General features: G+C 68.3%; 30 protein-coding genes and 2 pseudogenes. 3 read left to right on the top strand and 29 right to left on the bottom strand.

Features of this window, described 5'->3' with window-relative positions:
* Positions 1-15 precede the first annotated feature (15 nt).
* Positions 16-1,866 (bottom strand): glutamine--fructose-6-phosphate transaminase (isomerizing), encoded by a 1,851-nt coding sequence (gene glmS / locus HUJ41_RS01215; RefSeq protein WP_179872998.1) that lies wholly within the window; start codon positions 1,864-1,866, stop codon positions 16-18.
* A gap of 45 nt (positions 1,867-1,911) precedes the next feature.
* On the opposite strand from glmS, the gene coaA reads away from it, so the two are divergent.
* Positions 1,912-2,856: a type I pantothenate kinase gene (gene coaA, locus HUJ41_RS01210; RefSeq protein ID WP_179872997.1), complete on the top strand. Its 945-nt coding sequence runs from the start codon at positions 1,912-1,914 to the stop codon at positions 2,854-2,856.
* 58 nt (positions 2,857-2,914) lie between these two features.
* Positions 2,915-3,646, top strand: a pseudogene (locus tag HUJ41_RS12885) (class I SAM-dependent methyltransferase); the annotation flags it as partial.
* Between the two features lie 48 nt (positions 3,647-3,694).
* Here HUJ41_RS12885 and glmM read toward each other — a convergent pair.
* The 4 genes from glmM to HUJ41_RS01185 form a co-directional block, all read right to left on the bottom strand.
* On the bottom strand, positions 3,695-5,056 hold the full coding sequence (gene glmM, locus HUJ41_RS01200; protein ID WP_179872996.1) for a phosphoglucosamine mutase: 1,362 nt from the start codon (positions 5,054-5,056) through the stop codon (positions 3,695-3,697).
* Positions 5,057-5,076: 20 nt separating this feature from the next.
* Positions 5,077-5,595 (bottom strand): 30S ribosomal protein S9, encoded by a 519-nt coding sequence (gene rpsI, locus HUJ41_RS01195; protein ID WP_152582544.1) that lies wholly within the window; start codon positions 5,593-5,595, stop codon positions 5,077-5,079.
* A gap of 24 nt (positions 5,596-5,619) precedes the next feature.
* A complete protein-coding gene (gene rplM, locus HUJ41_RS01190; RefSeq protein WP_179872995.1) occupies positions 5,620-6,066 on the bottom strand; it encodes a 50S ribosomal protein L13 in 447 nt (148 codons plus the stop codon).
* Between the two features lie 152 nt (positions 6,067-6,218).
* A complete protein-coding gene (locus tag HUJ41_RS01185; protein ID WP_246299276.1) occupies positions 6,219-7,106 on the bottom strand; it encodes a tRNA pseudouridine synthase A in 888 nt (295 codons plus the stop codon).
* Between the two features lie 86 nt (positions 7,107-7,192).
* On the opposite strand from HUJ41_RS01185, the gene HUJ41_RS01180 reads away from it, so the two are divergent.
* Positions 7,193-9,052, top strand: a complete 1,860-nt coding sequence (locus HUJ41_RS01180; RefSeq protein WP_179872994.1) for an acyltransferase family protein — start codon at positions 7,193-7,195, stop codon at positions 9,050-9,052.
* Between the two features lie 6 nt (positions 9,053-9,058).
* On the opposite strand, the gene HUJ41_RS01175 is transcribed toward HUJ41_RS01180, so the two are convergent.
* The 24 genes and pseudogenes from HUJ41_RS01175 to rpsS form a co-directional block, all read right to left on the bottom strand.
* Positions 9,059-10,093: a GNAT family N-acetyltransferase gene (locus HUJ41_RS01175; protein ID WP_179872993.1), complete on the bottom strand. Its 1,035-nt coding sequence runs from the start codon at positions 10,091-10,093 to the stop codon at positions 9,059-9,061.
* A 62-nt stretch (positions 10,094-10,155) separates the two neighbouring features.
* Positions 10,156-10,728 carry a 50S ribosomal protein L17 gene (rplQ, locus tag HUJ41_RS01170; RefSeq protein ID WP_179872992.1) on the bottom strand — a complete coding sequence of 191 codons (573 nt, stop codon included), beginning with the start codon at positions 10,726-10,728 and terminating at the stop codon, positions 10,156-10,158.
* Between the two features lie 54 nt (positions 10,729-10,782).
* Positions 10,783-11,778 (bottom strand): DNA-directed RNA polymerase subunit alpha, encoded by a 996-nt coding sequence (locus tag HUJ41_RS01165; protein ID WP_152582678.1) that lies wholly within the window; start codon positions 11,776-11,778, stop codon positions 10,783-10,785.
* A 175-nt stretch (positions 11,779-11,953) separates the two neighbouring features.
* Positions 11,954-12,352 (bottom strand): 30S ribosomal protein S11, encoded by a 399-nt coding sequence (gene rpsK / locus HUJ41_RS01160; RefSeq protein WP_100823513.1) that lies wholly within the window; start codon positions 12,350-12,352, stop codon positions 11,954-11,956.
* A 50-nt stretch (positions 12,353-12,402) separates the two neighbouring features.
* Entirely contained in the window at positions 12,403-12,777 is a 375-nt protein-coding gene (gene rpsM / locus HUJ41_RS01155) for a 30S ribosomal protein S13 (RefSeq protein ID WP_152582679.1), read from the bottom strand.
* A gap of 211 nt (positions 12,778-12,988) precedes the next feature.
* Positions 12,989-13,102, bottom strand: coding sequence for a 50S ribosomal protein L36 (rpmJ, locus tag HUJ41_RS01150; protein WP_152582680.1), 114 nt, complete (start codon positions 13,100-13,102; stop codon positions 12,989-12,991).
* A gap of 80 nt (positions 13,103-13,182) precedes the next feature.
* A complete protein-coding gene (infA, locus tag HUJ41_RS01145) occupies positions 13,183-13,404 on the bottom strand; it encodes a translation initiation factor IF-1 (RefSeq protein ID WP_066056559.1) in 222 nt (73 codons plus the stop codon).
* A 181-nt stretch (positions 13,405-13,585) separates the two neighbouring features.
* Entirely contained in the window at positions 13,586-14,179 is a 594-nt protein-coding gene (locus tag HUJ41_RS01140) for an adenylate kinase (protein WP_179872991.1), read from the bottom strand.
* Positions 14,176-15,501 carry a preprotein translocase subunit SecY gene (gene secY, locus HUJ41_RS01135; RefSeq protein WP_152582681.1) on the bottom strand — a complete coding sequence of 442 codons (1,326 nt, stop codon included), beginning with the start codon at positions 15,499-15,501 and terminating at the stop codon, positions 14,176-14,178. The genes HUJ41_RS01140 and secY overlap by 4 nt, the downstream gene beginning before the upstream one ends.
* Before the next feature lie 105 nt (positions 15,502-15,606).
* Positions 15,607-16,227: pseudogene (rplO, locus tag HUJ41_RS01130) on the bottom strand (50S ribosomal protein L15); the annotation flags it as partial.
* Positions 16,228-16,442: 215 nt separating this feature from the next.
* On the bottom strand, positions 16,443-16,628 hold the full coding sequence (gene rpmD / locus HUJ41_RS01125) for a 50S ribosomal protein L30 (protein WP_179872989.1): 186 nt from the start codon (positions 16,626-16,628) through the stop codon (positions 16,443-16,445).
* Entirely contained in the window at positions 16,628-17,320 is a 693-nt protein-coding gene (gene rpsE, locus HUJ41_RS01120) for a 30S ribosomal protein S5 (protein WP_179872988.1), read from the bottom strand. The genes rpmD and rpsE overlap by 1 nt, the downstream gene beginning before the upstream one ends.
* Positions 17,317-17,688: a 50S ribosomal protein L18 gene (gene rplR, locus HUJ41_RS01115; RefSeq protein WP_152582684.1), complete on the bottom strand. Its 372-nt coding sequence runs from the start codon at positions 17,686-17,688 to the stop codon at positions 17,317-17,319. Before rplR ends, rpsE begins: the two co-directional genes overlap by 4 nt.
* Positions 17,689-17,690: 2 nt before the next feature.
* Positions 17,691-18,227 carry a 50S ribosomal protein L6 gene (gene rplF, locus HUJ41_RS01110; protein WP_179872987.1) on the bottom strand — a complete coding sequence of 179 codons (537 nt, stop codon included), beginning with the start codon at positions 18,225-18,227 and terminating at the stop codon, positions 17,691-17,693.
* 6 nt (positions 18,228-18,233) lie between these two features.
* A complete protein-coding gene (gene rpsH, locus HUJ41_RS01105; protein WP_152582686.1) occupies positions 18,234-18,632 on the bottom strand; it encodes a 30S ribosomal protein S8 in 399 nt (132 codons plus the stop codon).
* A 95-nt stretch (positions 18,633-18,727) separates the two neighbouring features.
* Positions 18,728-19,312: a 50S ribosomal protein L5 gene (gene rplE, locus HUJ41_RS01100; RefSeq protein WP_152582687.1), complete on the bottom strand. Its 585-nt coding sequence runs from the start codon at positions 19,310-19,312 to the stop codon at positions 18,728-18,730.
* Positions 19,312-19,671, bottom strand: a complete 360-nt coding sequence (gene rplX, locus HUJ41_RS01095; protein ID WP_179872986.1) for a 50S ribosomal protein L24 — start codon at positions 19,669-19,671, stop codon at positions 19,312-19,314. Before rplX ends, rplE begins: the two co-directional genes overlap by 1 nt.
* A 3-nt stretch (positions 19,672-19,674) precedes the next feature.
* Positions 19,675-20,043: a 50S ribosomal protein L14 gene (rplN, locus tag HUJ41_RS01090; protein ID WP_100823527.1), complete on the bottom strand. Its 369-nt coding sequence runs from the start codon at positions 20,041-20,043 to the stop codon at positions 19,675-19,677.
* A 30-nt stretch (positions 20,044-20,073) separates the two neighbouring features.
* The gene (gene rpsQ, locus HUJ41_RS01085; RefSeq protein WP_179872985.1) at positions 20,074-20,394 is read right to left on the bottom strand and encodes a 30S ribosomal protein S17; all 321 of its coding nucleotides are present in this window, start codon (positions 20,392-20,394) and stop codon (positions 20,074-20,076) included.
* Positions 20,394-20,744 (bottom strand): 50S ribosomal protein L29, encoded by a 351-nt coding sequence (gene rpmC, locus HUJ41_RS12830; RefSeq protein ID WP_179872984.1) that lies wholly within the window; start codon positions 20,742-20,744, stop codon positions 20,394-20,396. The genes rpsQ and rpmC overlap by 1 nt, the downstream gene beginning before the upstream one ends.
* A complete protein-coding gene (gene rplP, locus HUJ41_RS01075) occupies positions 20,744-21,163 on the bottom strand; it encodes a 50S ribosomal protein L16 (protein ID WP_152582691.1) in 420 nt (139 codons plus the stop codon). Before rplP ends, rpmC begins: the two co-directional genes overlap by 1 nt.
* Before the next feature lie 4 nt (positions 21,164-21,167).
* A complete protein-coding gene (gene rpsC, locus HUJ41_RS01070) occupies positions 21,168-21,941 on the bottom strand; it encodes a 30S ribosomal protein S3 (RefSeq protein WP_100823531.1) in 774 nt (257 codons plus the stop codon).
* 2 nt (positions 21,942-21,943) lie between these two features.
* Positions 21,944-22,345, bottom strand: a complete 402-nt coding sequence (gene rplV / locus HUJ41_RS01065; protein WP_100823532.1) for a 50S ribosomal protein L22 — start codon at positions 22,343-22,345, stop codon at positions 21,944-21,946.
* Between the two features lie 28 nt (positions 22,346-22,373).
* Positions 22,374-22,655 (bottom strand): 30S ribosomal protein S19, encoded by a 282-nt coding sequence (gene rpsS / locus HUJ41_RS01060; RefSeq protein ID WP_100823533.1) that lies wholly within the window; start codon positions 22,653-22,655, stop codon positions 22,374-22,376.
* Between the last annotated feature and the right edge of the window lie 10 nt (positions 22,656-22,665).

The following is a 22,665-nucleotide window of genomic DNA, read 5'->3' as shown; positions in this document are numbered from 1 at the left end:
CATCCGCGGCATCGGCTACTCGACCGTCACCGACTTGGCGAGATTGCGCGGCTGGTCCACATCGAGCCCCTTGGCCGCTGCGAGCTCCATGCCGAAGATGTGCAGCGGCACGACGGCGAGAAGCGGTTCGAAGAACGGCGAGGCGAGGGGGATGCGGATGACCTCGTCGGCGTGCGGCAGGACGGCGACGTCGCCCTCCTCCGCGATCGCGATGACGCGCGCGCCCCGCGCCCTGATCTCCTGGATGTTCGAGACGATCTTCGCGTGCAGCGAGCGCTCGTCGCGAGGGCTCGGCACGATCACGAACACCACCTGACCTGGTTCGATGAGGGCGATCGGCCCGTGCTTGAGCTCACCAGCCGCGAAGCCTTCCGCATGGATGTACGCGAGCTCCTTGAGCTTGAGCGCACCCTCGAGCGCGACCGGGTAGCCGACGTGGCGACCGAGGAACAGCACCGAGCGGGTGTCCGCCATCCAGTGCGCGAGCTCCCGGATGCGATCTCCCACCTCGAGAACCTTCGTGAGCTTCTCCGGCACCTCCTGCAGCTCCGCCACGAGACCGCGCACGGTCTCATCGTCGAGCGTCGCGCGCGCCTGCGCGAGCTGCAGCCCGAACAGGTACATCGCGGTGATCTGCGCCACGAAGGCCTTCGTCGAGGCGACCGCGACCTCCGGCCCTGCGTGCGTGTAGATGACCGCATCCGACTCGCGCGGAATCGTCGCGCCCTGCGTGTTGCAGATGGAGAGCGTGCGCGCTCCCGCCTCGCGGGCGAACTTCACGGCCATGAGCGTGTCCATCGTCTCGCCAGACTGGCTCACCGAGATGACGAGGGTCGAGGTCGACAGCACGGGGTCGCGGTAGCGGAACTCGTGCGCGAGCTCGACGTCGACCGGCACCCTCGCCCACTGCTCGATCGCGTACTTGCCGACGAGGCCCGCGTAGGCGGCCGTGCCGCACGCCATGATGAGCACGCGATCGATGCCGCGCAGAACATCGTCGCCCAGAGCATCCAGCTCGGGAACGTGGACGAGACCGTCGCTCACCCGGCCGAGAATCGTCTTCGCGATCGCCTCCGGCTCCTCGCTGATCTCCTTCGCCATGAAGCTCGACCAGCCGCCCTTCTCGGCCGCCGTAGCGTCCCAGTCGACCTCGAAGGTCTTGGGCGTCACCGCGACGCCGTCGAAGCCGACGACCTCGACGCTGTCGGGGCGGATCGTGACGAGCTGGTCCTGCCCGATCTCCATGGCGCGGTGCGTGTGCTCGACGAACGCCGCGACGTCGGAGCCGAGGAAGTTCTCACCATCGCCGAGGCCGATCACGAGCGGAGAGTTGCGGCGGGCGCCCACGACGACGCCCGGCTGGCCCGCGTGCACGGCGAGAAGGGTGAACGCGCCCTCGAGCCTCTGGACGACGTGCAGCATGGCCGCGGTCAGATCGCCCGTCTCGCGGTAGGCCTCGCCCACGAGGATGGCGGCCACCTCGGAGTCGGTCTCGCTGTGGAACTCGTGGCCTCGAGCGACGAGCTCCTCTTTGAGGGGTGCGAAGTTCTCGATGATGCCGTTGTGGATGAGCGCGAGCTGGCCGCCGTCGCCGAGGTGCGGGTGGGCGTTCTCGTCAGTCGGCCCGCCGTGGGTCGCCCAGCGGGTGTGGCCGATGCCGGTGCCGCCATCGGCCAGAGCCGTCGACGCGAGGTCGTCGGTGAGCACGCGCAGCTTGCCGGCGTGCTTGCGGGTGCCCAGCGCACCATGGTCGTCGATGACCGCGACTCCCGCCGAGTCGTACCCCCGGTACTCCAGGCGCTTCAGGCCGCCGAGCAGCACCTCGACGCTGCCCCGAGGGCCGACGTATCCCACGATTCCGCACATGACTGACGATTCTAGGGCTCCGCGGACGGGAGTAACGTGGAGCCGATGCCCGAGGCGAGCGCAGCGCGCGAGACCAGTCCCTTCGTCGAGATCGATCGCCGACGGTGGGCGGCGCTCGCCCCGGCCACGCCGCAGCCGCTCACCGAGCAGGAGCTCGTGCAGCTGAGAGGACTCGGCGACTCCCTCGATCTGCGCGAAGTGGCCGAGGTGTACGTGCCGTTGAGCCGTCTGCTCAATCTGTACGCGGCGGGAGCCCGCGATCTGCACTCTGCGACCCGCAGCTTCCTCGGCGAGAGCGGGCGCAGCACGCCCTTCGTCATCGGGGTCGCCGGCTCTGTCGCGGTCGGCAAGTCGACGATCGCCCGACTGCTGCGCGAGCTGCTCTCACGGTGGAAGGACACCCCGCGCGTCGAGCGCGTCACGACGGACGGTTTCCTCCTCCCCACGGCCGAACTCGCTCGTCGGGGCATCCTGCATCGCAAGGGGTTCCCCGAGTCCTACGATCGCCGCGCCCTCCTCCGATTCGTCTCGCGCATCAAGTCAGGCGTCGAGGAGGTGCGCGCACCCGTCTACTCGCACCTCACGTACGACCGCGTCCCCGATGCCGAGATCATCGTGAGGCGGCCCGACATCCTCATCGTCGAAGGGCTCAACGTGCTGCAGCCCCCGGGGCCGGGTGCAAGCCTCGCGGTGAGCGACCTGTTCGACTTCACCGTCTACGTGGACGCCCGCACGAGCGACATCGCCCAGTGGTACGAAGACCGCTTTCTCGCCCTGCAGAGCGGCGCGTTCGTCGACCCGCGCAGCTACTTCCACCGCTACGCGGCGCTCTCGCACGAGCAGGCCATCGCCAAGGCGCGCGAGATCTGGCGCGAGATCAACGAGCCGAACCTCGTGGAGAACATCCTGCCGACGCGGGCGCGAGCGTCGCTCGTGCTGCGCAAGGAGCACGACCACACCGTCTCGACCGTTCTGCTGAGAAAGATCTGATGGCCGAGTCCGAGAAGTACACTCACGGCCACCATGAGAGCGTCCTGGCCGCGCACCGATGGCGCACGATCGCGAACTCCGCCCACTACCTCGAGCCCCACCTGACGGCCGACCGCTCCCTCCTCGACGTCGGCTGCGGCCCGGGAACGATCACCGCCAAGTTCGCCGAGCGCCTCGCGCCGGCTCGGGTCGTCGGCCTGGACGCCGCCCCCAACGCGCTGGCCGCGGCGGCGGAGCTCGAGACGAGCGCCGAGTTCGTCCTCGGCGACGCCTCGCGCTGCCGTTCGACGACCAGACCTTCGACATCGTGCACACGCATCAGACCGTGCAGCATGTGCAGGACCTTGTGGCGATGCTGCGGGAGATGGCGCGCGTGGCGCGCGGTGGCGGCCTGGTGGCCGCGCGGGAAGTGGACTACTCGGCGACGACATGGTTCCCCCTCCTGCCGGAGCTCGAGCTCTGGCTCGACGTCGTCCGTCGAGTGCACCGCGCGAACGGCGGCGAGCCCGACGCCGGGCGTCATCTCACGAGCTGGGCGCTCGACGCCGACCTCACGATGCCGCAGTTCACGGCGTCCGCCTGGGCGTTCACGACCGCGCAGGAGCGCGAGTGGTGGGGCGGCGCCTGGGCGGAGCGCGCACTCCACTCCCGCTTCGCGACCGACGCCGTCGAGGGCGGTCACGCGACCGTCGACGAGCTGCAGGCCATCAGCGACGCCTGGCGTGCGTGGGCGGCCGACGAGCGCGGCTGCTTCACGATGACCCACACGGAGCTCCTCGCCACGGTGTGAGCGCGCCGGTGCGAACCCGCGGTGACCGCTGCCTCCTGCCGGAGGACCCTAGACGGCGAGCTCGGCCGACACGACGGCGGCGAGCCTCTCGGCGACGGCCTGCGCGGTCTCCTGGTCTGCCGCCTCGACCATGACGCGCACCATCGGCTCGGTGCCGCTTGCGCGCAGCAGCACACGTCCGCTCTCCCCGAGCAGCGCCTCCTCCGCGGCAACGGCCTCCGCGAGGGCAGCACTGTCGTGCACGCGCGTGCGGTCCACGCCGCGCACGTTGATGAGCACCTGGGGGAAGACCGTCATGACGTCGGCGAGCTCGGCGAGCGTGCGGCCCGTGCGCGACATCTCGGCGGCGAGCTGCAGGCCCGTGAGGATGCCGTCACCGGTCGTCGCGTGCTCCTGGAAGATGATGTGGCCAGACTGCTCGCCGCCCAGGCTCAAGCCGTGCTCCGCGAGCGCCTCGAGAACGTACCGGTCGCCGACCTTCGTCTGGATCACGGTGATGCCGTGCTCGGCCATGGCGCGCCCGAGGCCGAGATTGCTCATGACGGTCGTGACGAGGGTGCTCTGGGCGAGTAGACCACGCCGCTGCATCGAGACGGCGAGGATCGCCATGATCTGGTCGCCGTCGATGACCCGCCCGTCGGCGTCGACCGCGAGGCACCGGTCGGCGTCGCCGTCGTGGGCGATGCCGAAGTCGGCACGCTGCTCCAGCACCGCGCGCTGCAGGGGCTCGAGGTGGGTCGAGCCGACGCCGTCGTTGATGTTGAGGCCGTCGGGGTCAGACCCGATGACGCTCACCGAGGCACCGGCGTCGCTGAACACCTGCGGCGAGATGCCTGCCGCGGCGCCGTGCGCGCAATCGATGACGATGTGCAGGCCGTCGAGCCGGGCATCCAGGGTGCGCAGCAGGTGCAGCAGGTAGCGGTCCTCCGCATCGGCGAACCGGCGGATGCGCCCCACAGCCTCGCCCGTCGGCGCGAGCTTCTCGCCCTCGAGTGCACCCTCGATGCGGTCCTCCACCTCGTCGGGCAGCTTGGTGCCGCCGAAGGAGAAGAACTTGATGCCGTTGTCGGGCGCCGGGTTGTGCGATGCCGAGATCATGACGCCGAAGTCGGCCCCGATGTCGCCGACGAGGAAGGCGGCGGCAGGCGTGGGGATGACCCCGGCGTCGAGCACGTCGATGCCCGAGCTCGCAAGGCCAGCCGACACGGCCGCCGTCAGGAACTCCCCCGACACGCGAGGGTCGCGCGCGACGATCGCGGTCGGGCGCTTGCCCTGGGCGCGCAACTCATCGGCGTGCCGGCCCTGCGTGAGCACGCGAGCGGCGGCCTGGGAGAGGCCGAGGGCCAGGTCAGCGGTGAGATCACCGTTGGCGAGCCCCCGAACCCCGTCCGTGCCGAAAAGGCGACCCATGTGGGTGGTCCGAGGCGCGACTAGCGCTTCGAGTACTGCGGAGCCTTGCGCGCCTTCTTGAGGCCAGCCTTCTTGCGCTCGATCACGCGCGCGTCGCGCGTGAGGAACCCGGCCTTCTTGAGGGTCGCACGGTTGTTCTCACGGTCGATCTCGTTGAGTGCGCGCGCGATGGCGAGGCGCAGTGCGCCCGCCTGACCCGAGGGGCCGCCACCGGTGATGCGCGCGGTGACGTCGTATGCGCCCCCGAGCTGCAGCACGGTGAAGGGGTCGTTGATGAGCTGCTGGTGCAGCTTGTTGGGGAAGTACTCCTCGAGGGTGCGGCCGTTCACCACGTAGGTGCCGGCGCCGGGAGCGATGCGCACGCGGGCGATCGCCTGCTTGCGGCGGCCCACTGCGGCGCCCGACACGGAGAGGATCGCGCGTGGCGCGGCCTCCGCTGCGGGGGCGGTCGACTCGGTCGAGTAGCTCGAGGGGGCGACCTCGGTCGCCGCGTCGGTGCTCGTGTTGTCGCTGTTCGTCACGTCTGCCACGTTGCTCATTGTCCTTAGCGTCGTCGGCGGCCGCTACTGAGCGACCTGGTCGAGGGTGTAGGTCTTCGGCTGCTGCGCAGCGTGCGGGTGCTCGGCGCCCGCGTAGACCTTGAGCTTCTTGATCTGAGCACGGCCGAGCGAGTTCTTCGGCAGCATGCCGCGAATCGCCTTCTCGACGGTGCGCGCCGGGTTCTTCTCGAGCATCTCCGAGTAGGTCGTCGCCGTGAGGCCGCCCGGGTAGCCCGAGTGGCGGTATGCCTTCTTCTGCTCGAGCTTGGAGCCGGTGAGGGCGACCTTCTCGGCGTTGATGATGATGACGAAGTCGCCCATGTCCATGTGCTGGGCGAATGTCGGCTTGTGCTTGCCGCGCAGGAGAACGGCGGCGTGGCTGGCGAGGCGGCCGAGGACGACATCGGTTGCGTCGATGACGACCCAGTCGCGCTGAATGTCAGCGGGCGTGGGGCTGAAGGTGCGCGTCACAGTGCGTACTTTCTGGTCGAGGTGTTCGCGAATCCCACTCCGGTGGGAGTTCTCGACGCAGATCGCGCGAGAACGCCTCGGTGGAGGGCTCAACTGGATGGCCGTCGGCGACGGACACCAAGGGGAGAGCCTACTCGGCCGAGGGCCGCCGGTCAATCTGAGAGCAGGGGGTCCCGTCGCGCGCGGGTCTGCTCGGCGCGGGCCGCCAGCTCGGCGTCGGGCGGGTAGCCCACCTCGACGAGCGTGAGCCCGTGCGCGCCCACGACGGGAGCGGCGCCGGTGCGGCGTGCTCCGTCGAGCACGGCGAGCAGAGCATCCTCGTCGAGGCGCCCGGCGCCGACCGCGATCGCCGCACCGACGAGGGCGCGCACCATGGAGTGGCAGAAGGCATCAGCGCGCACGTGTCCGATCAGTGCGCCGTCTTCATCGCGGGACCACGAGTAGTCGAGCAGGGTGCGGATGGTCGTCGCCCCCTCTCGCGGCTTGCAGAACGCCGCGAAGTCGTGGAGACCCGTGAGCGCCCGACTCGCGGAGTCCATCGCGGCGAGATCGAGCGTCTCTTCGACCCACAAGGTGTGGCCGCGACGTCGGGGGTCGCGCGGGCCCCCGCGATCCACGAGACGGTACTCGTAGCGGCGCCACAGGGCGGAGAATCGCGCGTCGAACCCGGCGGGTGCGCGCCTCGCGTCGCGCACGACGAGGTCACCGTGGCGACCGGCGATGCCGTTGAGCCTGCGACGCAGGGAGGCCTCGGGGCCGCCCTCCCGCGGGCCGCGCCGCCGGTCCCGCTGGGCGATCTCGTGCCATTCCTCCGGCGAGAGCTCCAGGTGGGCGACCTGCCCGATCGCGTGCACCCCCGCATCGGTGCGCCCCGCGACCGTGACCCTCGGGGCGTCGACGGGGTCGGCGCCCCGGCGCAGAATGGTCGCGAGCGCCTCGCCCAGCTCTCCCTCGACAGTGCGCAGGCCGGGTTGCCTGCTCCAGCCGGAGAACGCCGCGCCATCGTAGGCGAGGTCGAGCCGCAGGCGCACAGTGTTCACGGCCGACCATCCTACGATGGAGCGCACGGGTGGGCGGTCGTCCGCCCCGAGGCTCGATGACGAGACGACGGCGATTCGGGGGGAGCATGTTCCAGACACCGCGACCCGTCGAGAGCGCCGATGCGCGGCGACTGCCGGGCCTCGACGGCCTCCGGGCGCTCGCGATCGTGCTCGTGCTCGCCTACCACCTCTTCCCGGGTCTCGCGCCCGGCGGCTTCCTCGGCGTCGACGTGTTCCTCGTCGTGAGCGGCTACCTCATCACGACCCTGCTCATCGAGGAGCACGCGCGCTCCGGCCGCATCGCCCTGCGCCGCTTCTGGGCCCGGCGCGCGCGGAGACTGCTGCCCGCCCTCGTGCTCGTCGTCGCCGTCTCCGCGGGGCTCGCGGCCCTCATGGGCGGCGACGTGCTCGTGGGCATCGGCTGGCAGCTCGTCGGGGCGTTGACGTTCAGCTACAACTGGTTCTCGATCGCGACCGGGGCCGACTATCTCACGCAGACGAGCCCCGAGCTGCTGCGGCACCTCTGGTCGCTCGCGGTGGAGGAGCAGTTCTACCTGCTCTGGCCGGTCGCGCTGCTCGCGCTGCTCGCGATTGCTCGGCCGGGCATCCGCATCGCCGTCGTGAGCGCGCTCGCGGCCGCGTCTGCCGCGGCGATGGCCCTCGTCGCCGGAGACCCGGCCCTCGACACTGCCGCCGCCTCCGCCGCCTACTTCTCCACCCTCACGCACGGTTTCGGCCTCGCCGCCGGTGCCGCGCTGGCCCTCCTGCGCTCGCAGCGCGCGCGGGGCGGCGACGGCCCCGCACGCGCCCGTCTCCTCACCGATGCCCTCGGTGTGCTCGCGGGTCTCGGCCTTGTCGGCCTCTCCCTCGTGCTCACGATCGATGGCGCGGCGACGTATCGCGGCGGCCTGGTCGTCGCCGTGGCGCTCACTCTCGCCGTCATCGCCGCCGCCGACCGCCCGCAGAGTCGGCTGGTCAGCGTTCTGGATGCTCCGCTACCGCGGTGGGTCGGCGAGAGGTCGTACGGGCTGTACCTGTGGCACTGGCCCTTGATCGTGCTGCTCGGAGCGCGACTGACCGAGCTCGACCGCGCGAGCCTCGGCGAGACCTGGTTGCTCGGGGTGATCGCGCTCGCGGGTTCGGTGCTGCTGGCAGCCGGGAGCTACCGACTCGTGGAGTCGCCGTTCCGTCGCGCGCCTCGCGCAGCGCGTGCTGTCCCTCTGCGCGCCGTCGCGGCCGCGGGCGTTCTCGCACTGCTGGCCGCCTCGAGCACCGCAGTCGCCCAGGCGCCGCCTCGCTCGGAGGCCGCCGAGCTCATCGCCACCGGCCAGGTCGCTGTCGCGGAGTCTCAGCGCCGCGCCGAGCGCCCGCTGCCGCGGGACGAGGAGCCCGCGGCAGCGGTGGCCGGCACGCTGCCGTCGGGTGACGAGATCACCGCGATCGGGGACTCCGTCATGCTCGCGGCGGCGCCGCAGCTGCAGGAGCGCTTCCCGGGCATCGCGATCGACGCCGTCGTGTCCCGGCAGATGCGCCAGGCACCGCAGATCGTGAGGGCCCTCGTCGAGTCTGACCGCCTGCGCGACACGGTCGTGCTCGGGCTCGGCACGAACGGGCCGATCGACCCGGAGACGCTCCACGAGGTACGGGCGCTGCTCGGTCCGGAACGCACGCTCGTGCTCGTGAGCGCGCAGGCGCCGCGCGGCTGGACGGAGGGTGTCAATGCCCACCTCGTCGACTTCGCGCGCACATATCGGCTTGTCGAGCTGAGCGACTGGCGCGCGGCCATCAGCCCGCAGCTCTCCCTTCTCGCCCCCGACCAGATCCACCCTGGCCCAACCGGCGGACAGGTCTACACGGAGACTCTCGCCGCGGCGCTGCAGCGCATCGCGGACCTGCCTCCCCTCGTGGACTACGAAGCGAACCCCGGCCTCCAGCGACCGCGGTAGCGCTTCTCAGTAGACGATCCGGTACGCGACGTCACGCGTCGTCGGGGTGAAGCCCAGTGCCGTGTAGACGCCCAGCGCGCCTGTCGGGCTCTCGGTGTCGACGTCCAGAACGGCGCGCTCGAGGCCCGCGAGGGAGTACGCCTCGAGTACCGCCCCGAGGAGTGCGCTCGCGAGGCCCCGGCGACGCCAGGGCCTCACCGTGCCGACGAGCCCGATGTAGCCCGAGCTGAAGCCCTGCCGCGCCCAATCGTCTTCGTTGACCTCGGACGTCACGAAGCCGACGACCTCGTCGTCGACGAGGGCGACGCGGCTCAGTGGAGCGCGGAAGGTCGGCAGCTCGATCATCGACTGCCACTGCTCCGAGCCCATGGGCTGACTGCCCCAGTGGTCCGCGAATGCCTGGTTCTTGGCCACACGCACGGCCTCGCTGTATTCGGCCCGAAAGGGCTCGATGCGCACGCCGCCCTCGGGAGCCGGGCCCGCGGGCAGCGCACTGGCTACCTCGCACTCGAGCGTGGTGAAGTAGCGCGCCGCCTCGAATCCCTCGCGTGCGAGGAGCGCACCGTGCTCGGGCGCGATCTCGGCGGCATGGCTCATGACCCACGCCGGCAGGGCGAGGTCGGAGGAAGCGAGCATCTGACGAGCGCGATCGTGCTGCCACGCGAGGAGCGTTCGCCCGATGCCCCGCCCGCGGTGCGTGGGGTCCACCCCTCCCGCGAGAAAGACGCGCACGAGCGACTCGGGGTCGGGAGGCATCGTGACGAGCCCGTACGCGACCGCCGCTCCCCCGGCATCCGTGCACAGCAGTCCATCGGCGGACGGGTCGACCCACGAGCGCTCGAGTGCATCGCGCATCTCCTCGAGCGACTCGCTCCACGCCGGGTGGTCGCGCACGCTCATGCGTTCGGCAAGGCTCGTCACGAGGGCGGCGTCATCGCGCCTGAGTGTGCGCCACCGGTAGTGGGCGGAGTCGGCGGGGAGCGTGAGGGAGGAGGGAGCCTGCACCCTCTCACGCAGGGGAATGCGGTCGTTCTCGGTCACAGGCACAACAGTACGGCCCCCGCACCGTCGGGTGCGGGGGCCGAGTGCTGTGGCAGCCGGTGCTACTTGGTGTCGTCGGCCTCGGCGCTCGAGGCGTCCTCGCTCGACGCCTCGTCGGTGGACTCGACGGCGTCAGCCTGAGCATCCGCGTCGTTCTCGACCGCGTCCGGAGCGTCCGTCGCCTCGGCCTCAGGCTCGGTTGCCTCAGGCGCGGCGGCCGGAGCCGATGCTGCCTCGGCGGCAGCCGACTTCTTGGCGCTCTTGGGCTTCGGGTTGACGGGCTCCAGCACGAGCTCGATGACTGCCATAGGCGCGTTGTCGCCCTTGCGGTACCCGGTCTTCGTGATCCGCGTGTAGCCGCCCTCGCGCTCGGCGACGAGGGGCGCGATCTCCGTGAAGAGCTCGTGCACGGCACTCTTGTCGCGGATGACGGTCATGACGCGACGGCGCGCGTGCAGGTCACCGCGCTTGGCGAACGTGATGAGCCGCTCCGCGAGCGGACGCAGGCGCTTCGCCTTCGTCTCGGTCGTCGTGATGCGCTTGTGGGTGAAGAGCGCGGTCGCCAGGTTGGCGAGGAGCAACCGCTCGTGAGCGGGGCCTCCTCCGAGGCGAGGACCCTTGGTGGGCTGAGGCATGATGTCTGTTCTTTCGTATCAGTGACGGTGTGGGGATCGAGGGCGGCGCGAGGCCTAGCTCGACTGCTCGTCGTCGTCGAAGCCGCCGTAGAAGTGCGCGCCGTCGAAGCCGGGAACGGCGTCCTTGAGCGAGAGGCCCATCTCGACGAGCTTGTCCTTGACCTCGTCGACCGACTTCTGCCCGAAGTTGCGGATGTTCATGAGCTGCGTCTCCGACAGGGCGACGAGCTCGCTCACGGTGTTGATGCCCTCGCGCTTGAGGCAGTTGTAGCTGCGCACCGACAGATCGAGGTCTTCGATGGGCATGCTCAGCTCGGTGGAGAGCACCGCGTCGACCGGCGCAGGGCCGATCTCGATGCCCTCGGCCTGCGTGTTGAGCTCGCGGGCCAGGCCGAACAGCTCGACGAGCGTGCGGCCGGCCGACGCGATCGCATCGCGCGGCGTGATGGCCGACTTCGTCTCGACGTCGACGACGAGACGGTCGAAGTCGGTGCGCTCCCCGGCACGGGTCGCCTCGACGCGGTAGGTCACCTTGAGGACGGGCGAGTAGATCGAGTCGATCGGGATCTGCCCCGCTTCGCTGAACTCGCTGCGGTTCTGCGTGGCGCTCACGTAGCCGCGACCGCGCTCGATCGTCAGCTCCAGCTCGAACTTGGCGCTGTCGTTGAGCGTCGCGATGACGAGCTCGGGGTTGTGGATCTCGACCCCCGCGGGTGCGGAGATGTCGGCCGCCGTCACCTCGCCAGCGCCCTGCTTGCGCAGGTACGCCGTGATGGGCTCGTCGTGCTCGCTCGAGACGACGAGGTTCTTGATGTTGAGGATGATCTCGGTGACATCCTCCTTGACACCCGCGATGGTGCTGAACTCGTGCAGCACGCCGTCGATGCGAATGCTCGTGACGGCCGCTCCGGGAATCGACGAGAGGAGGGTTCGACGCATCGAGTTTCCGAGCGTGTATCCGAAACCGGGCTCGAGCGGCTCGATCATGAACCGCGAGCGGAAGTCGGAAACGCTCTCCTCGGTGAGGGTGGGACGCTGTGCGATGAGCACTATGGATTCCTTTCGGCAAAGTGTCCGCCATATGACACTTGTGGCGCGGCGGGTGGCTGGCCCGCCGGATGTGTTGAGTTATTGAGTGCGGTGGAGCTGGAAGCGATGCATCGCATCGCCGCGACCCCAGCACCGACACGAGCTGGGCTCGGGTCGGGTCACTGAGGGCGAAAAACTAGACCCGACGACGCTTCGGCGGGCGGCACCCGTTGTGCGCCTGCGGAGTCACGTCGCTGATCGACCCGACCTCGAGGCCCGCGGCCTGAAGCGAGCGGATCGCCGTCTCGCGACCGGAGCCCGGGCCCTTGACGAAGACGTCGACCTTCTTCATGCCGTGCTCCTGCGCCTGACGCGCGGCAGACTCGGCGGCGAGCTGAGCGGCGAAGGGCGTCGACTTGCGCGAGCCCTTGAATCCGACCTGCCCGGACGATGCCCAGCTCACAACGGCGCCGCTCGGGTCCGTGATCGACACGATCGTGTTGTTGAAGGTGGACTTGATGTGGGCCTGGCCCACGGCGATGCTCTTCTTCTCTTTGCGACGCGGCTTACGAGCGGCCGACTTCGGTGCTGCCATGGTGTTCTCCTAAAACGAGGTCGAATCGATAGTCAGGGCGAACCCGGGGACTATCGGGCCTTCTTCTTGCCGGCGACGGTGCGCTTGGGTCCCTTGCGGGTGCGCGCGTTGGTCTTGGTGCGCTGACCGCGCACGGGCAGGCCGCGGCGGTGGCGGATGCCCTCGTACGACCCGATCTCCACCTTGCGGCGAATGTCGGCGGCGACCTCGCGGCGGAGGTCACCCTCGACCTTGTAGGTGCCTTCGATGTGGTCGCGGAGCGCGACGAGCTGGTCGTCGGTGAGGTCCTTGACGCGGATGTTCCGGTCGATACCGGTCTCGGCGAGCGTCTGCGTCGCGCGAGTACGGCCAACGCCGTAGATGTAGGTGAGGGCGACTTCGACGCGCTTATCGCGAGGAATGTCGACTCCGGCAAGACGGGCCATGACGGCTCCTTCAGGGGATTCGTGAGAGGTGTGGAGCAGCTCCGGTGCCAAGGCCTCTCGCCCTGGGTGTCCGCCGCTCTCGCGGGTTCTGGAACTGCCTGGTGTTCGTATTCAGTTGTTCGGCGACAAGATTCTCGGCTGTGTCGCCTCCGGGCGGTCAAGAAGACCGCCCGCGTCGGGGTTGCACAGGCCAGAAATGGCCTGTGCCGCCTTAACCCTGACGCTGCTTGTGCCGGGGGTTGTCGCAGATGACCATCACGTTGCCGTGACGACGGATCACCTTGCACTTGTCGCAGATGGGCTTGACGCTGGGGTTGACCTTCATGGTGCGTATCTCTCTTGTTCGCTGGCCTCGTGCGCCGAGTGGATTCTCGGGCCGTTCCTTACCCAGGTCGACGATTCCGATTACTTGTAGCGGTAGACGATCCGGCCGCGGGTCAGGTCGTAGGGGCTCAGCTCCACGATCACGCGGTCCTCGGGGAGGATGCGGATGTAGTGCTGGCGCATCTTGCCCGAAATGTGGGCGAGAACCTTGTGGCCGTTGCTCAACTCAACGCGGAACATCGCGTTGGGCAGCGCTTCGACCACCGAGCCTTCGATCTCGATGACACCGTCTTTTTTGGCCATAGCCTCTTCGTCGCTAAAAGTGGGGAATGTCGAACTGGTCGTGCGGATCACGGTGCTCAGCCCTGTTGACTCCCGTCTGCACGGCAGGTGAGAGGCGGCGGACACGCCAGAGGCGTGCCGAAAGCACCAAAGATTTAGCTTAGGTGATAATGCACCCCGGGGGCAAGTCGAGCGGAGCCGCTCACGCGGGAACGTGGATGCCGCGCTCGGCGAGCGCGGTGCGGATGCGCCCCGTGACCTGGTCGATCTCGCCGATGCCGTCGACCTGGCTCAGCAGGCCTCGTTGGGCGTACACGTCGATGAGGGGCGCCGTCTGCTCGCGGTAGACCGTCAGGCGGTGTCGCACGACCGACTCGTCGTCGTCAGCGCGACCCTGGTCGAGAGCGCGCTTGCGCAACCGCTCGACGACGACGTCGGGGTCTGCAACGAGCTCGATGACGGCGTCCATGGACGTGCCCTGGCCGGCGAGGAACTCGTCGAGGGCGCGCACCTGATCGGTCGTGCGGGGATAGCCGTCGAGCAGGAAGCCCCCGGCGCAGTCATCCTGTGCGAGTCGATCGCGCACGAGGTCGTTGGTGAGCGAGTCCGGCACGTTGTCGCCGGCATCCATGTACGCCTTCGCCTGACGTCCCAGCTCGGTCTCGTTGCGCACGTTGTCACGGAAGATGTCGCCCGTCGAGATGGCCGGCACGCCGAGTGCGTCGGAGAGGGCGTGCGCCTGCGTGCCCTTGCCCGCCCCGGGAGGGCCGATGAGGAGCAGTCGTGCTTCGCTCATCGCAGCAGGCCCTCGTAGTGCCGCTGCTGCAGCTGCGCATCGATCTGCTTCACCGTCTCGAGGCCGACGCCGACGATGATGAGGATGCTCGCGCCACCGAACGGGAAGTTCTGGTTCGCTCCCACCGAGGCGAAGGCCAGGAGCGGGATGAGTGCCACGAGCCCCAGGTACAGGGAGCCGGGCAGGGTCACGCGGGTCAGGACGTAGTCGAGGTACTCCGCGGTCGGGCGCCCCGCGCGGATGCCGGGGATGAAGCCACCGTACTTCTTCATGTTGTCGGCGACCTCTTCAGGGTTGAACGTGATCGCGACGTAGAAGTACGTGAAGCCGACGATGAGCAGGAAGTACACGACCATGTAGATCCAGTTGTCGCCGGAGACGAGGTTGTTCTGGATCCAGACGACCCACTCCGGCGCGGTCTCCCCGGCCGCCGGCTGGTTGAACTGCGCGACGAGCGCGGGCAGGTACAGCAGTGACGAGGCGAAGATGACGGGCACGACACCGGCCATGTTGACCTTGATGGGGATGTACGTGTTGTTGCCGCCGAAAGTGCGCCGACCCACCATGCGCTTGGCGTACTGCACGGGGATGCGGCGCTGCGACTGCTCGACGAACACGACCGCGCCCATCACGAGGATGCCGAGCGCGAGGACGAGCAGGAAGATCTCGAAGCCGGAGGTGACGGCGATGGACCAGAGCGCTGACGGGAACGTCGCCGCGATGGAGACGAAGATGAGCAGCGACATGCCGTTGCCGATGCCGCGCTCGGTGACGAGCTCGCCGAGCCACATGATGAGGCCCGTGCCGGCGGTCATCGTGATGACCATGAGCAGGATCGCGTACCAGGCGTCGTTCGTGATGAGCTGGCTGCACTCGGCGACACCGCTCGTCGTCGGGAAGAGCGCTCCGGCTCGTGCGACGGTGATGAGCGTCGTCGACTGCAGCACGGCGAGCGCGATCGTCATGTAGCGCGTGTACTGCGTGAGCTTGGCCTGACCGGCCTGGCCCTCCTTGTGGAGGGTGTCGAAGTGCGGGATGACGACGCGCAGCAGCTGCGTGATGATCGACGCGGTGATGTAGGGCATGATGCCGAGCGCGAAGATCGACAGCTGCAGGAGCGCCCCGCCGCTGAACAGGTTGACGAGCTGGTACAGGCCCGTGGCTCCCTCGTTGCCCGCCAGACACAGCTGCACGTTCTGGTAGTCCACGAACGGCGCGGGGATGAAGGAACCCAGGCGGAAGAGCGCGACGATTCCGAGTGTGAAACCGATCTTCCGGCGCAGGTCTGGCGTGCGGAAGATCCGCCCGATTGCTCTGAACACGAGACCTCCCGTAGTAACGACATGAGCATCTTCCCGCCCGGCGGCGAAAGCTGCTGTGGCCCGTTCGGGCCGGTGGCGGGTGGCCCCGAAGGGCCACCCGAGCGGCTACTTGATGGAACCGCCAGCGGCGACGATCTTCTGCTCCGCGGAGCGCGAGACCTTGTCGACTGCCACAGTGAGCTTAACCGCAATGTCGCCGGAGCCCAGAACCTTGACCTTCTCGTTCTTGCGCACAGCACCCTTGGCGACCAGGTCACCCACAGTGACCTCGCCACCCTGGGGGTACAGCTCGGCAAGCTTCTCCAGGTTCACGACCTGGTACTCGACCCGGAACGGGTTCGTGAAGCCGCGCAGCTTGGGCTGGCGCATGACGAAGTTCAGGTTTCCACCCTCGAAGCCCGGGCGCACCGAGTAGCGAGCCTTCGTGCCCTTGGTACCGCGACCGGCCGTCTTGCCCTTGGATCCCTCACCGCGACCCACGCGAGTGCGCTCCTTCTTGGAGCCCGCCGCGGGGCGGAGGTGGTGCACCTTGAGAACCTGCGCGCGTGCGAAGTCGGATGACGCCTTCTTCGCTGCGGGCTTCTTGGCGGGAGCCTTCTCGGCGGTCGAGTCCGACGCAGCCGCGCTCGAGGTCGCCGCAGACTTCTTGGCTGGTGCCTTCTTCGCAGCAGCCGGCTTGTCGGCGGCCGGCTTCTCAGCGGCGGCCTTCGCCGGCGCCTTCTTGGCCGGGGCCTTCGTCGCCGGAGCCTTGTCAGCCGCGGCCTTCGCCGGAGCCTTCTTCGCAGCGGCTGGCTTGTCAGCGCCTGCCTTCGCCGGAGCCTTCTTCGCAGCGGCGGGCTTGTCAGCCGACGCCTTGCTCGCGCTCGAGGAGGCCGGGGCCTTCTTCGCGGGAGCCTTCTTGGCCGGGGCCTTCGCGGCCTCGTCCTTCTTGTCTTCTGCCATTAGTCAATCTCCTCGACCTTGACGAGGTGAGCAACCTTGGTGACGTACCCGCGGTTCGCCGGGGTGTCCTCGCGCACGACGCTGTCGCCGATGCGCTTGAGGCCGAGGCTGCGCAGGGTGTCGCGCTGGTTCTGCTTCTCGCTGATTACGGACTTGATCTGAGTGACCTTGAGCTGCGCGGCCATCAGGCACCACCCTTTCCGGCTGCCGCCTCGGCCGCGAGGGCCTCGGCGCGCACGAGGCGCGCAGGAGCGACATCCTCGAAGTCGAGCCCACGGCGGGCGGCGACAGCACGCGGCTCTTCGAGCTGCTTGAGCGCCGCCACGGTCGCGTGGATGATGTTGATCGTGTTCGACGAACCGAGCGACTTGCTCAGCACGTCGTGGATGCCGGCGCACTCGAGCACGGCGCGCACGGGACCACCGGCGATAACACCGGTACCCGCAGCGGCGGGGCGCAGGAGCACGACACCCGCAGCGGCTTCGCCCTGCACGGGGTGCGGGATCGTCTGGGCTACGCGAGGCACGCGGAAGAAGTTCTTCTTCGCCTCCTCGACGCCCTTCGAGATCGCGGTCGGCACCTCGCGGGCCTTGCCGTAGCCGACGCCCACCATGCCGTTGCCGTCGCCGACGACGACGAGCGCGGTGAAGCTGAAGCGACGCCCGCCCTTGACGACCTTGGAGACGCGGTTGATCGTCACGACGCGCTCGAGGAAGGGGCTCTTCTCGCTATCGCGCGACCCACGGTCGCGGTTGGGGTTGCGCTCGCGACCGCCGCGACGCGCCTCACGGGGCTCGTTCGCGGTCTCCGACGACGCAGCAGTCTCCACGGGAGCCTCAGCGGCAGCCACGGTCTGGTCTTTCGCGTTCTCGGTCACAGGCTCAGCCCACCCTCTCGAGCTCCATCGGCGATCGCCGCGACGCGTCCTGCGTAGCGGTTGCCGCCCCGGTCGAAGACGACAGCCTCCACACCGGCCTTCTTCGCGCGCTCAGCGAGCAGCTCGCCCACCTTGCGCGCCTTAGCAGTCTTGTCTCCGTCGAACGTGCGGAGGTCTCCCTCCATGGTCGACGCGCTCGCGAGGGTACGACCCTGCGTGTCGTCGACGACCTGCACGAAGACGTGGCGAGCGGAGCGCGTGACGACGAGGCGGGGGCGCTCCCCCGTGCCCGTGACGCGCTTGCGCAGCCTCGCGTGACGGCGGCCCTTGGCGGCCGTCTTGCTCTTGCCTCTTGTTCCGAGACCCATGATTACTTACCAGCCTTTCCGGCCTTGCGACGGACAACCTCGCCGGCGTAGCGCACACCCTTGCCCTTGTATGGTTCGGGCTTGCGCAGCTTGCGAATGTTGGCCGCGACTTCGCCAACGGCCTGCTTGTCAATGCCGCTGACGGTGAGCTTGTTGTTGCCCTCGACCGTGAAGGTGATCCCGGCGGGCGGGTCGACCGTGATCGAGTGCGAGTAGCCGAGCGCGAACTCGACCGCGGCGCCCTTCGACTGCACGCGGTATCCGGTGCCGACCACCTCGAGACCCTTGGTGTATCCCTGGGTCACGCCGATGATCTGGTTCTGGATGAGCGTGCGCGTGAGGCCGTGCAGCGAGCGCGAGTCGCGCTCGTCATCTGGTCGGGTCACGACGACCTGGTTGTCGTCGAGGGCGACCCGGATGGGCTGCGCGACCGTGAGGCCGAGCTCGCCCTTCGGGCCCTTGACGGTGACGGCCTGGCCGTCGATCTTCACGTCGACACCACTGGGGATGTCGATGGGCATGCGTCCGATTCGTGACATGTCAGATCACCACACGTAGGCGAGGACTTCCCCACCCACGCCCTTCTTCATCGCCTCGCGGTCGGTCAAGAGACCCGAGGAGGTCGACAGGATGGCCACGCCGAGGCCGCCGAGAACGTTCGGGATCTCGGTGGACTTCGCGTACACGCGAAGGCCGGGCTTGGAGACTCGCTTGATGCCGGCGATCGACCGCTCGCGGTTCGGCCCGTACTTGAGCGAGAGCGTGAGCGTCGTGCCGACGCGCGCGTCCTCGACCGCCCAGTCCGAGATGTAGCCCTCGCGCTTGAGGATCTCGGCGATGTGCGACTTCAGCTTGCTGCCGGGCAGCGAGACCGTGTCGTGGTGCGCCGAGTTGGCGTTGCGCAGTCTGGTCAGCATGTCTGCGACCGGATCTGTCATCGTCATAGTGGTGTCTTCCGTTTCTCACCTGGTTTCGCTCACCCGTTACACGAGTGACGACCTGGGCGATCGTGGTCCGAGTCGGACCGGTGGTGGGTGCCCTACTGGGCGGGGTTCGCGAAGGGGAAGCCGAGCGCGCGCAGGAGTGCGCGACCCTCGTCGTCCGTCTTCGCGGTGGTCACGATCGTGATGTCGAAGCCGCGCACGCGGTCGATCTTGTCCTGATCGATCTCGTGGAACACGCTCTGCTCCGTGAGGCCGAAGGTGTAGTTGCCGTGGCCGTCGAACTGCTTCGGGCTCAGGCCGCGGAAGTCGCGGATGCGCGGCAGCGCGAGCGTCACGAGGCGGTCCATGAACTCCCAGGCGCGGTTGCCGCGCAGCGTCACGTGGGCGCCGATCGGCATGCCCTCGCGGAGCTTGAACTGAGCGATCGACTTGCGGGCCTTCGTGACCTGAGGCTTCTGGCCGGTGATCGCGGTGAGATCCTTGATCGCACCGTCGATGACCTTGCTGTCGCGAGCGGCCTCGCCGACACCCGTGTTCACGACGATCTTGACGAGACCGGGAACCTGGTGCGGGTTGGTGTACCCGAACTCCTCGGTCAGCGCCTTGGTGATCTCGGCACGGTACTTCTGCTTGAGGCGCGGCTGGATTGTGCCAGCCTGCGCAGGGGCAGTGGTTGACATCAGAACTTCTCACCTGACTTCTTGGCGTACCGCACGCGGACGGTCTTCTTGACGCCGTCCTTCGTCACGGTCTCCTCGCGGAAACCGACGCGGGTCGGCTTCTTGGACTTGGGGTCGACGAGCGCCACGTTCGAGATGTGGATCGAGGCCTCGGAGGTCTCGATGCCGCCCGTCTTGGTGCCGCGCTGCGTCTGACCGACGCGCACGTGCTTCGTGACGTAGTTGACGCCTTCGACGATGACGCGGTTCTTCTCCGCGAGCACCTCGATGACGCGACCCTGCTTGCCGCGGTCTCCGCCGCGGTCCTCGGTCGCGCCGCTGATCACCTGGACGATGTCGCCCTTCTTGATCTTGGCCATGGGTTACAGCACCTCCGGGGCGAGCGAGACGATCTTCATGAACTTCTTGTCGCGAAGCTCACGACCGACCGGCCCGAAGATGCGGGTACCACGAGGGTCCCCGTCGGCCTTCAGGATCACGGCGGCGTTCTCGTCGAACTTGATGTACGAGCCGTCGGAACGACGGGTCTGCTTGATGGTGCGCACGATGACCGCCTTGACGACGTCGCCCTTCTTGACGTTGCCACCGGGGATGGCGTCCTTGACGGTCGCCACGATGACGTCACCGAGGCCGGCGTACCGACGGCCGGAGCCGCCGAGCACGCGGATCGTGAGCAGCTCCTTGGCGCCGGTGTTGTCGGCGACCTTGACGCGGGATTCCTGCTGAAGCATTGTTCTCTCCTACCCAATAGGCGCGAGGGCCTACTTGGCCTTCTCGAGGATCTCGACGAGGCGCCAGCGCTTCGTAGCGGACAGGGGACGGGTCTCGGAAATGAGCACGAGGTCGCCAACACCGGCGGCGTTCTGCTCGTCGTGCGCCTTGACCTTCGAGGTGCGACGGATGACCTTGCCGTAAAGCGGGTGCTTCACGCGGTCCTCGACCTCGACGACGATGGTCTTCTCCATCTTGTCGCTCGTCACGTAGCCGCGGCGCACCTTGCGGTACCCGCGGGCGCTCTCGTCGCGAACGTCGTGCGCGGCCGACTCGTGGCCGGCAGCGGCCTTCTTCTCGGTCGTCGCCATCAGTTCTTCTCCTCAGTCTTGTCCGAAGCACCCTTGTCCGAAGCCTCGGGCTTCTCGCCAGCGTCAGCCGCGGCCTTCGCCTTGGTGGACTTCTTCGCCGGCTTCTCGGGAACCTCGATGGGGGCGGGCGTGGCACGGATGCCCAGCTCGCGCTCGCGGATCACGGTGTAGATGCGCGCGATGTCGCGCTTGACGGCACGAAGCCGGCCGTGGCTCTCGAGCTGCCCGGTCGCGGCCTGGAAGCGAAGGTTGAAGAGTTCTTCCTTCGCCTTCTTCAGCTCGTCGACGAGTCGCTCGTCTTCAAAGGTGTCGAGCTCGACAGGTGCCAGCTCTTTCGATCCGATCGCCATTACGCGTCGCCCTCCTCGCGCTTGATGATGCGTGCCTTGAGGGGCAGCTTGTGAATTGCGCGGGTCATGGCCTCACGAGCGAGCTGCTCGGGAACACCGGCGACCTCGAAGAGGACGCGACCCGGCTTGACGTTGGCGACCCACCACTCCGGCGAGCCCTTACCGGAACCCATGCGGGTCTCGGCGGGCTTCTTGGTGAGCGGACGGTCGGGGTAGATGTTGATCCACACCTTGCCGCCACGCTTGATGTGACGCGTCATCGCGATACGAGCGGACTCGATCTGACGGTTGGTCACGTAGGCAGGGGTGATGGCCTGGATGCCGTACTCGCCGAACGACACGACGGTTCCGCCGGTCGCGTGGCCACCGCGCTTGGGGTGGTGCTGCTTCCGGAACTTGACCTTACGGGGAATAAGCATGTCTCTAGCCTTCCGCTCCGGCCGCAGCGGGCGCCTTGGCGGCGGCCGGACGGCCGCCGTCGCGACGCGGGCCGCGGTCAGAGTCACGACGCTCGGGGCGCGACGACTTCTGAGACGCCTGCTCGCGAGCGAGTTCCTTGTTGGTGATGTCGCCCTTGTAGATCCAGACCTTCACGCCGATGCGACCGAAGGTCGTGCGGGCCTCGTAGAAGCCGTAGTCGATGTTCGCGCGGAGGGTGTGCAGGGGCACACGGCCTTCGCGGTAGAACTCGGAGCGGCTCATCTCGGCGCCGCCGAGGCGGCCGGAGACCTGGATGCGCACACCCTTGGCGCCGGCACGCTGGGCGCCCTGGAGGCCCTTGCGCATCGCACGGCGGAAGGCCACGCGAGCGCTGAGCTGCTCCGCGATGCCCTGCGCGACGAGCTGCGCCTCGGCCTCGGGGTTCTTGACCTCGAGGATGTTGAGCTGGATCTGCTTGGCGGTGAGCTTCTCGAGGTCGGAGCGGATGCGCTCAGCCTCGGCGCCGCGGCGACCGATCACGATGCCCGGGCGGGCGGTGTGGATGTCGACGCGAACCCGGTCACGGGTGCGCTCGATCTCGATGCGGGCGACGCCGGCGCGGTCGAGGCTCGTGGTGAGCATCCGGCGGATCTTGACGTCCTCCGCGACATAATCTGAGTAGCGCTGACCGGCCTTCGTGCTGTCGGAGAACCAGCGCGACACGTGGTCGGTGGTGATTCCGAGTCGGAAGCCGTACGGATTGACTTTCTGGCCCATGTCTACTTGCTCGCCTTCTTCTTGCTCGTGCTCGAGCCCGCGGCGGTCAGCTCATCCGGCGTCGCGAGGACGATCGTGATGTGGCTGGTGCGCTTGAGGATGCGGAACGCCCGACCCTGGGCGCGCGGCTGGAACCGCTTGAGGGTCGTGCCCTCGTCGACGAATGCGCGGGACACATAGAGGTCCTGCTCGTCGAGGAAGGAGTTCGCTGCATCCGCCTTCACCCGTGCGTTGGCCATGGCCGACGCGACGAGCTTGTAGACGGGCTCGCTCGCACCCTGGGGTGCGAACTTCAGGATGGCCAGGGCCTCGAGGGCCTGCTTGCCGCGGATCAGGTCGACGACGCGACGAGCCTTCTGAGGCGTCACGCGGATGTGTCGCACGCGGGCGATCGACTCCACCATGTGTATCTCCTCTTCAACCGTCCCCGCGTTAGCGGCGACGACCCTTCTTGTCGTCCTTCTCGTGTCCACGGAAGGTGCGGGTGGGCGCGAACTCGCCGAGCTTGTGCCCGACCATGGTCTCGGTCACGAACACGGGGATGTGCTTGCGACCGTCGTGCACGGCGATGGTGTGGCCGAGCATCGCGGGCACGATCATCGATCGGCGCGACCAGGTCTTGATGACGTTCTTGCTGTTGGCCTCGTTCTGCGTGAACACCTTGCGAAGCAGGTGGTCGTCGACGAAGGGGCCCTTCTTGAGACTGCGTGGCATCTTTTTCGAC

The sequence above is a fragment of the Microcella indica genome, from assembly GCF_013414345.1.
GTDB classification, from domain to species: Bacteria; Actinomycetota; Actinomycetes; order Actinomycetales; family Microbacteriaceae; genus Microcella; species Microcella indica.
This window is presented reverse-complemented; position numbering and strand designations above follow the sequence as displayed.